Consider the following 8,286-nt stretch of genomic DNA (forward strand, 5'->3'; position numbering starts at 1 on the left):
CACCAGGTCCCGCCGAACGCCCTCTCGGTGTTCGCGTCGATCGCCGCACAGAGCTCGCCCAGGTCCTCGCCACGCTCAGCGGCCATCACCCGCAGCGTCACCGGGATGAGGTACGACGCGTTGGTCTGGCCGCGGTACGGCGTCGGGGTCAGGAACGGCGCATCGGTCTCGACCAGGACGCGGTCGACCGGCGTCAGGCGCAACGCCTCGCGCAACGGTTCGGCGTTCTTGAACGTGACCGTGCCGGCGAAGGACAGGTGCGCCCCGCGGTCCAGGCAGGCGCGGGCGAAGTCGGCGTCGCCGGAGAAGCAGTGCATCACCCAGCGGTCGGGAACACCCTCGCTGTCGAGGACCTCCAGGACCTCGTCGTGGGTGTCGCGGTCGTGGATGACCAGGGTCTTGTCGAGTCGCTTGGCGAGGTCGATGTGGCGCCGGAAGGACTCCACCTGGACGGCGCGGCCCTCCTCCCCCGTGCGGAACGCATCGAGCCCGGTCTCCCCCACGGCACGCACCTTGTCGTGCGCGCCGGCCAGCTCCTCGATCTCGGCCCACGCGGCTTCGAGCGCAGCGCGTCCACCGTCCGCGAGGATCCGGGGCGCTTCATTCGGGTGCAGGGCGACGCCGGCGACCAGCGCCGGATGCTCCGCAGCGGCCTTCACCGCCCACCGGGCGCCGGGCAGGTCGCACCCGATCTGAACGATCCGGGGTACGCCGACGGCCGCTGCCGCCGCGATCGCCTCGGCGGTGTCCCACGGCTCGGCGTTGCGGCCGATGTCGAGGTGGCAGTGGTTGTCGACGACCGGGTGCGGCAGCGCCTCGGGGACCGGAGGACGTTCCGGCTCACTCATCGATGTGCACCACCTGGTAGACCTCGCGCTTCGGCAGTCCCGCCTGTACGGCGACCGTAGCGATCGCGTCCTTGCGGCGCATCCCGGTTTCCTCGAGATCGGCGACGGCTGCCCGCAGGCTGTCGGGATCGGTGGCCACGCTGGTCCCCGGCGCGACACCGGCGACCACGATGGTGATCTCGCCGCGGATCCCCTCGTTGGCCCAGTCGACCAGCTCGGCGAGCGGGCCGCGTCGTACCTCTTCATAGGTCTTGGTGAGCTCACGGCAGACGGCCGCGGGGCGGTCGGGTCCGAACGCGTCACGCATCGCCTCCAGAGCCGCGACGGTGCGGTGCGGCGCCTCGAAGTAGACGAGGGTGCGCTGCTCGGAGGCGACCTCGGCCAGGCGACGGGCGCGCTCGCCCGCCTTGCGCGGCAGGAAGCCCTCGAAGCAGAACCGGTCGACCGGCAGGCCGGAGACCGCAAGGGCGGTCAGCACGGCCGACGGTCCGGGCACGGCGGTCACCCGGATGCCGGCCTCGACCGCAGCGGCGACCAGTCGGTAGCCGGGGTCGGAGACGCTCGGCATGCCCGCGTCGGTCACCAGCACCACCCGCTCGCCCGCCATCAGCGCATCGACCAGCGTCGGCGTACGCGCCGCCTCGTTGCCCTCGAAGTAGGACACGACGCGACCGCTCAGCTCGATGCCGAGGTCGGCGACGAGGCGGCGCAGGCGGCGGGTGTCCTCGGCGGCGATGACGTCCGCGCCGGCCAGTTCCGCTGCGAGCCGCGGCGGTGCGTCGCCGACCTGTCCGATCGGGGTGCCTGCCAGCACGAGGACTCCAGTCACCCGCCGATCCTTGCAGATGGTCTCGAGACGGTTGCTGCGCAACCTCCTCGACCAACGCCCCTCCCGTGGCTTGCGTAGGCTTCCGGACCGTGACCGCTGTCGACGAGAAGGCCCGCAGGCGTGAGCGCCTCGTCGGCCTCTCGACCTCGGCCACCGGGACCCGCGTGCCCCGCGCCGTCGAACGCGCGATCAACCCGCTGCGGCGACTCGCCCTCAAGGACAAGCTGGTCGGCTGGCTGGCGCCGATCGGCCTGACCCTGCTGGCCTTCGGGTTGCGCCTGGTCGGCCTGGGCAATCCGGACCGGTTCGCGTTCGACGAGACGTACTACGCCAAGGACGCGTGGTCGCTGCTCAACAACGGCTACATCCAGACGTACCTGACCGACGTCGACGGCAACGCCAAGAACGAGATCAACGACGACATCCTCGCCGGGCACGCGCACGACGTCTGGACCGGCGATCCCTCCCTCGCCGTCCACCCCGACGTCGGCAAGTGGCTGATCGCCCTGGGCGAGAAGGCCTTCGGGATGGACCCGTTCGGCTGGCGGATCGCCTCCGCGGTCGCCGGCGCGCTGATGGTCCTCGTCATGTGTCGCCTCGTACGACGAATGACGGGCTCCACGGTGCTGGGCTGCATCGCCGGCCTGCTCCTGATGCTCGACGGACTGCACTTCGTCCTGTCCCGGCTGGCCCTGCTCGACATCTTCCTGGCGCTCTTCCTGCTGTGCGCCGTCGCATGCCTGGTCGCCGATCGTGACTGGCACCGCGCGCGGCTGGCCCGCAAGGCCGTCCACGGCCAGCTGACCGGGTGGGGTCCGCGGATCCTGTTCCGGCCGTGGCTGCTCGCCGCCGGCGTCTGCTTCGGCCTGGCGATCGGCACCAAGTGGACGGCGCTCTACCCGCTGGCGGCCTTCGGTGTCCTGTGCTGGATCTGGAGCGCGGGTGCCCGCCGGTCCCTCGGCATCCGGTGGCCGATCGCGAAGGGTGCCGTCGCGGACGGCGTACCGGCCTTCCTGCACCTGGTCGTCGTCGGAGCCCTCGTCTACATCGCGACGTGGGGCGGCTGGCTGGTGCACGCGAACGAGTACGAGGAGCACCTCAGCGCGACGCAGTACCGCCAGTACACGGGGCATGGCCACTGCGCCGATGACGACGACTCCTACGTCGCCACCGACCTCGACAAGTCGAAGAAGTGGCCGACGGCGGACGAGAAGGACGCCCACGGCCTGGGTGAGGCGTGGCAGTCGCTGCGTTCGCTCTGGTACTACCACCAGGACGTCTACACGTTCCACACCCACTTCCTGAATTGCTCGGACCACTTCTACGAGTCGAAGCCGTCGAGCTGGCTGCTGATCAACCGGCCCGTCGGGGTGGCCGTCACCAACGACATCGCGCCGAGCGAGCCAGGCTGCGATGCCCCCGCCAACAGCGACTGCATCAAGCAGGTGCTGCTCATCCCGACGCCCGTGCTGTGGTGGGGCGGCGTGCTCGCCCTGCTGTTCTCGGTCGTGATGTGGATCGGTGCCCGGGACTGGAGGTACGGCGTCGCCGTGGTCGGTGCGCTGTCGACCTGGCTGCCCTGGCTCCTGTACGACGACCGGCCGATCTTCCTCTTCTACGCGATCGCGATCCTCCCGTTCACGGTGATCGCCCTGACGTTGAGCATCGGGACCCTGATCGGGCCCTCCCGGCTGCCGTCGGCGCGTCGTACGACCGGAGTGATCGTCGGCGGGGCGTTCGTGATCCTCACCCTGGTGAACTTCGCGTGGTTCTGGCCGATCTGGACGAACCAGATGCTGACCCACAGCGAGTGGCTGGACCGGGTCTGGTTCTCGCGCTGGGTCTAGGGCTCAGTGGTTCCGCAGTGCGGAGATGAGCCGGGCCTTCTTCATGTAGGACCGGCCCTCCACCCCCAGCTCCGCGGCCCGCTTGCGCAGTGCGCTGACCGTCCACTTCTCGTACGGCTCGGCCCGGCCGCCGCGTCGGCCCACCTTCGCGGCGCCCTCTGACTTCATCGCGTTCGAGATCCGTGCGGCCTTCTCCTTGCTGGCGCCGTCGTCGCGGAGCTCCTCGTAGACGTCGGGGTTCGTGATTCCGGGACCGTGCTTCTTGGCGGGCATGGCTCCTCCTCGTCGTGGGTTGACCTCCCCTTGCGCTACCCGACCAGCGGCTCGACAGACGCCCCGGCGCCGATCCGCACCTCTCCGGCCACCAGGTCGATCTCCACGGCCGCGTCCAGGTCGACGGCCCGGGCATGGCGGTGCAACCAGCGCACCACCGCGGCCACGACGGCCGGCCCGGGCTCGCCCCGACGGTCGTAGCCCAGCAACCCACCCGGTCGGCCGGGCCCGACGACCAGCGCCGCCAGTCGGTGTTCACCGCGCTCCCCCGGTCGCCCGGAGATCCGCGCGTCGAGCACCTTCGACCTCGCGGGTAGTGCCGCGCAACGCACGGGCAGGCCGAGCAGGTCGCCGAGCCGGCAGGTGTCGTCGTCACGGTCCTCCGGCAGGCGCCGGAGCAGGCCTTCGGCGGAGCAGGAGAGGCGCACCTCGCTGGTCAGCCCGTCGACCAGGTCGAAGTCGATCACGAGCGGCCGGCCCCGCTCCTCCGCGATCCAGCGGATCTCGACGACCAGGCGCATCAACCGGTCTCCCCACCAGCCGCCGAGGCGCGGCAGGAGGGCCGGCAGGCCGACGAGCAGGCCGGTCGGGTTGATCGTCCCGTCCTCGCGCCACGTGAGCTCGACGTCGTCGACCTTGGCGACGAGCCGACCGTCGCTGTCGACGATCTGGCGGTCGAGGAGGTGCAGCGCGGCGTCGTACGTCATCAGCCCTGTCCCATCGACGTCAGGATCATCAACGGAATCGCGGCGAGCGACGCCACGGCGATCAACGACAAATAGGCGACACCCAGCGTGTTCGCCAGCCGCCCGTTGCGGTGGTCGCCGAGGTAGTCAGGATCGTTGGCCACGACGAGGATCGGGAAGTACGTCAGCGGCAGTGCGATGGCCGAGAACACCACCGAGATCTCGGTGACGAGGATCGGATCGACACCGGTCAGCAGGACGCCGGCAGCGATCAGCGTGACCACCAGCACGATCACCTGGAAGCCGGCCGCCCGGTCCGGACGGAGGTACTTGCCCCACGGGATGCCGATGTACTGGGCCAGGCTGTAGCCGGTGGAGAGACCCGTCTCGCACGCGGCGCCGAAGGTCGCGGCGAAGAAGCCGAGGACGACGACCGCGAGCCCCACCTTCCCGAGGGCGACCGCGACGGGCAGACCCACCTGCCCGAGGGTCTCGACCGCGATGCCCTGGGGCAGGAACACGACCGCCGCGCACCCCGCGATCGCCACCGACAGCAGGCCGCCCAGCGGGAAGCCGATGAAGACGTTGGCCCGCATCACGCCGATGTCCTTGCTGGTCCAGCGTTCCTCGACACCACCGCTGGAGAAGAAGAACACCTCGTAGGGCGTCATCGCCGCACCGAACAGCGCCACGCCGAAGTACGCGTAGGTCGCCCACGACTCGGCGCCCGGCTTCTCCCCCGGCGACAGGGTCGCGACCAGCTCGCCCCAGTCCGGTCCCAGCTGCCACAGGGCGACGGCGAAGCCGAGCAGTGCCAGGCCGAGCAGCCCCAGCACGTTCTCGATCGAGGAGAACCGGGCCCGCCACAACACGATCCACACCGCGGCCGCGACGAACGGGACGAGCAGCACGTGGTGCACCGACGTCACCAGCTGCAACGCGAGGGCGACGCCGCCGATCTCGGCGATGAAGGTGAGGAGGGTGACCAGCATCGACCCGAGCAGGTTGAGGAACCCGACGCGTGGTCCGAGCCGCTCACGGACCAGGTCGAACGTCGCCCGGTGGCTCACCGCGGCGATGCGGCCCGACATCTCGGCGAAGACACAGATCCCGATGACACCCACCAGCACCACCCAGACGAGCGACCAGCCGAACCGGGCACCGACCTGGGCGTTGGTGACGAGGTCGCCGATGTCGACGAAGCCACCGATCGCGGTCAGCACGCCCAGCAGGACGGCGAAGTAGCGCTTCACCGGTGCTCATCCCTGCCCGGCAGCTTGTTCCAGGTCACCCGCGAGGCGGTCGAGCTGGTCGACGACGTCCGGGTCGTCGTACGTCCCCCGGAGCGCGAGCGAACGCGCCTCGCGGACGGCGGCCACCGCGCCGTCGATCAGGCGTTCCACCTCGTCGGCCCGCTGTTGGCGGCCGGGTGGGACCTGGACCACGGCGAGGTCGTCGGCCACCGTGGCGACGCCGTCCTCGGCCTGCACCACCAGCACGGTCGTGTACGACGACCAGGACCGCTCGTCTGCTGCCGTGTCCAGCGCGAGGCGGGTGGTGCGCACCTCACTGGCGGCGTCCTGCAGTGCCTTCCCCGCCTGTGCGTCCCACTCCGCCGGGTCCGGTTCGTCGACCAACGAGCAGCCGACGAGCACCGCGGCCTGGACCAGCCAGACCGCGACGACGGTCGTACGCCGGGGCCATCTCATCGTTCGTGGCTCCGCCCTGAGAGCGGAACCACGGCCCACAACGCGATGAAAGCCAGCGCGACCGCCGCCGCGGCGAACTGGGCCGCAGCAGAGCCGGTCATGAACCGCCGGTACCCCGGGCGCCACGATGCAACCCGTCGGGCAACCCGGGAACGCAACCGCTGACGCACCCGGGTGAGACCACAACGCCCGGGTACTGCACGGAATGGATGGACGCAGGCACACAGCCCGAGGAGGCATTTGCCGTGAACAGCCAGACGAACAGACAGCCCGAGTTCAGGCGGCTTCAGATGGTGGCGGGTTTCGTCGCCGTTCTGTTGCTGGTGCTCGTCGTGCTGTGGCTGATCGGCACCGCGATCCTCGACTGAGTTACTGCGACCGACCAGCGGTGAGATCGTCGAGCAGCGCGTCCAGCAACCGGCGCAGACCAGGGTGGCTGACATGTCCCTCCCGGGCCACCATGATCAGCCGTCCGGCGATCTCCCGCACCTTCACGTTCCTGTTGCGCGACCACCACTTCAGCATCGCGAACGCCGCGTCGGCGTCGAGGCCGTAGCCGAGCATGAGGATGCCCTTGGCCTGCTCGATGGTCTCCCGGTGCTCGGCAGCAGCAGCCACGGCGACGGCCGCGGCCTCGCTCGACGCGGCGTCCATCTCCGGCGTGAGGTCCAGGTAGAAGCCCACCAGTCGGTCGACCTTGCCGACGGGGGTCCGGCCCTCGTCGTACTCGCCCTCGCCGACGAGGACGACGCGCCGCTCCTCGTCGCGAGCGAGGATCCGGTAGTAGATGTTGAACGGTTCGCCGTTCTCGGTCGCGTCGTGGAGCGTCTCCTCCACGCGTTCGCGATCCTGTTCATGCTTGTGCCGCATGATCAGGTCCGTCGTCGGCTCCACCTCACCCGGTGCATAGCCGTGGATGGCGAAGACGTCGTCGTCCCACTCCCATCGCTGGCCTGCCACGTGATAGACGAACCGGCCGGTCTGGCGAACATCACCAGCGTCCAGGTTTTCGGGCTCCATCGCCACACTCCCCCTCATTCGCAGCCATCACCACTGTGCTTGGTGCCGCACCTGTCGGCCCCCCGTATGTCCGCGAATGCCCGCAGCGCCACCACAACCACCGCAAGGAGGCCGGACGTGGACCACAGGGACATTTGCAGGACCAACTATTGCGAACCTCCACCAACCACACAAGAGTGATTTTCGGCGAGGTCAGGGGCGGAGCTGGCGAGGGGCTGGTGAGGGGCCGACGACTCAGAAGACCGCCTTGCCGCCGGTCACGCCGAGGACCGTTCCCGAGACGTACGACGCCTCCGCGGGCGAGGCGAGGAACACGAAGGCCGGCGCCACCTCGGCCGGCTGGCCGGCCCGGCCGAGCGGGGTGTCGGCCCCGAACTGCTCGACCTTCTCCGGCTCCTGGGTTGCCGGCTGCAGCGGGGTCCAGATGGGGCCCGGCGCGACCGCGTTGACGCGGATCCCGTCGCCGCCCAGCGAGGCAGCGAGATTGACGGTGAGGTTGTTGATCGCGGCCTTGGACGCGGCGTAGTCCAGCAGCGTGGTCGAGGGCTCGAAGGCCTGGATCGACGCGTTGTTGATGATGCAGCCCGGCCGCTTTCGCAGGTGGGGCGCCGCGGCCCGCGTCAGCCACAGCAACGCGTACAGATTGGTCTTGAAGGTCCGGTCGATGCGGTCGTCACTCAGGTCGTCGACCGCGTGATCGCGCGCCATCTGGTACCCCGCGTTGTTCACGAGGATGTCGAGCGCACCCAGGCCGTCGACCGTGCGCTGCACGGCGGCGTCACACGCCAGACGATCGGTGAGGTCGAGCTCCAGCGGCAGGGCTCGCCGGCCGGCAGCCTCCACCAGGGCGGTCGTGGCGTCGGCGTCGACCTGCTCCTCCGGGAGGTGGGTGAAGGCGACGTCGGCACCCTCGCGGGCGTAGGCCAGCGCCACCGCCCGTCCGATTCCGGAGTCACCACCGGTGACGAGGGCGACCTGACCGGTCAGCCGTGCGTGCCCGACATAGCTCTGCTCACCATGGTCCGGCACCGGACGCATCTCGCCGGTCAACCCGGGAGGGGTCTGCTGCTGGGC

Annotated in this window: 10 protein-coding genes; 2 read left to right on the top strand and 8 right to left on the bottom strand. The window is 70.1% G+C overall.

The window, feature by feature from the left end; all coding sequences use genetic code 11:
- Both ACOADB_RS03495 and rsmI read right to left on the bottom strand, forming a co-directional pair.
- The coding region (locus ACOADB_RS03495; protein WP_378596545.1) for a TatD family hydrolase at positions 1-848 on the bottom strand (848 nt) is incomplete at its 3' end.
- Positions 841-1,677 (bottom strand): 16S rRNA (cytidine(1402)-2'-O)-methyltransferase, encoded by an 837-nt coding sequence (rsmI, locus tag ACOADB_RS03500; RefSeq protein ID WP_378596546.1) that lies wholly within the window; start codon positions 1,675-1,677, stop codon positions 841-843. The genes rsmI and ACOADB_RS03495, both read right to left, overlap by 8 nt.
- A gap of 89 nt (positions 1,678-1,766) precedes the next feature.
- On the opposite strand from rsmI, the gene ACOADB_RS03505 reads away from it, so the two are divergent.
- On the top strand, positions 1,767-3,524 hold the full coding sequence (locus tag ACOADB_RS03505; protein ID WP_378596547.1) for a dolichyl-phosphate-mannose--protein mannosyltransferase: 1,758 nt from the start codon (positions 1,767-1,769) through the stop codon (positions 3,522-3,524).
- 3 nt (positions 3,525-3,527) lie between these two features.
- Here ACOADB_RS03505 and ACOADB_RS03510 read toward each other — a convergent pair whose 3' ends face one another.
- Genes ACOADB_RS03510 through ACOADB_RS03525 form a run of 4 tightly spaced genes read right to left on the bottom strand, consistent with a single transcriptional unit; the run spans position 3,528 to position 6,192 of the window.
- A complete protein-coding gene (locus ACOADB_RS03510) occupies positions 3,528-3,797 on the bottom strand; it encodes a DUF7218 family protein (protein WP_378596548.1) in 270 nt (89 codons plus the stop codon).
- 35 nt (positions 3,798-3,832) lie between these two features.
- The gene (locus tag ACOADB_RS03515; RefSeq protein WP_378596549.1) at positions 3,833-4,504 is read right to left on the bottom strand and encodes a hypothetical protein; all 672 of its coding nucleotides are present in this window, start codon (positions 4,502-4,504) and stop codon (positions 3,833-3,835) included.
- A complete protein-coding gene (locus ACOADB_RS03520; protein ID WP_378596550.1) occupies positions 4,504-5,736 on the bottom strand; it encodes an NRAMP family divalent metal transporter in 1,233 nt (410 codons plus the stop codon). Before ACOADB_RS03520 ends, ACOADB_RS03515 begins: the two co-directional genes overlap by 1 nt.
- Positions 5,737-5,742: 6 nt before the next feature.
- On the bottom strand, positions 5,743-6,192 hold the full coding sequence (locus tag ACOADB_RS03525) for a hypothetical protein (RefSeq protein ID WP_378596551.1): 450 nt from the start codon (positions 6,190-6,192) through the stop codon (positions 5,743-5,745).
- Positions 6,193-6,437: 245 nt separating this feature from the next.
- Here ACOADB_RS03525 and ACOADB_RS03530 point away from each other — a divergent pair, with 245 nt between their 5' ends.
- Entirely contained in the window at positions 6,438-6,560 is a 123-nt protein-coding gene (locus tag ACOADB_RS03530) for a hypothetical protein (protein ID WP_378596552.1), read from the top strand.
- Between the two features lies 1 nt (position 6,561).
- Here the strand turns inward: ACOADB_RS03530 and ACOADB_RS03535 are convergent, their stop codons facing one another.
- Together ACOADB_RS03535 and ACOADB_RS03540 are read right to left on the bottom strand one after the other, a co-directional pair.
- The gene (locus ACOADB_RS03535; protein WP_378596553.1) at positions 6,562-7,212 is read right to left on the bottom strand and encodes a PAS and ANTAR domain-containing protein; all 651 of its coding nucleotides are present in this window, start codon (positions 7,210-7,212) and stop codon (positions 6,562-6,564) included.
- A 234-nt stretch (positions 7,213-7,446) separates the two neighbouring features.
- Positions 7,447-8,286: glucose 1-dehydrogenase (locus ACOADB_RS03540; protein WP_378596554.1), on the bottom strand; the 840-nt coding region annotated here is incomplete at its 5' end.

Source organism: Nocardioides sp. CPCC 206348 (assembly GCF_048654705.1).
In the GTDB taxonomy this organism is placed as follows: domain Bacteria; phylum Actinomycetota; class Actinomycetes; order Propionibacteriales; family Nocardioidaceae; genus Nocardioides.

What these genes read in the sequence shown, in the direction of transcription:
- ACOADB_RS03525 (WP_378596551.1), bottom strand. Translation starts at nt 6,192, where the DNA reads ATGAGATGGCCCCGGCGTACGACCGTCGTCGCGGTCTGGCTGGTCCAG.
- ACOADB_RS03510 (WP_378596548.1), bottom strand. Translation starts at nt 3,797, where the DNA reads ATGCCCGCCAAGAAGCACGGTCCCGGAATCACGAACCCCGACGTCTAC.
- ACOADB_RS03515 (WP_378596549.1), bottom strand. Translation starts at nt 4,504, where the DNA reads ATGACGTACGACGCCGCGCTGCACCTCCTCGACCGCCAGATCGTCGAC.
- ACOADB_RS03535 (WP_378596553.1), bottom strand. Translation starts at nt 7,212, where the DNA reads ATGGAGCCCGAAAACCTGGACGCTGGTGATGTTCGCCAGACCGGCCGG.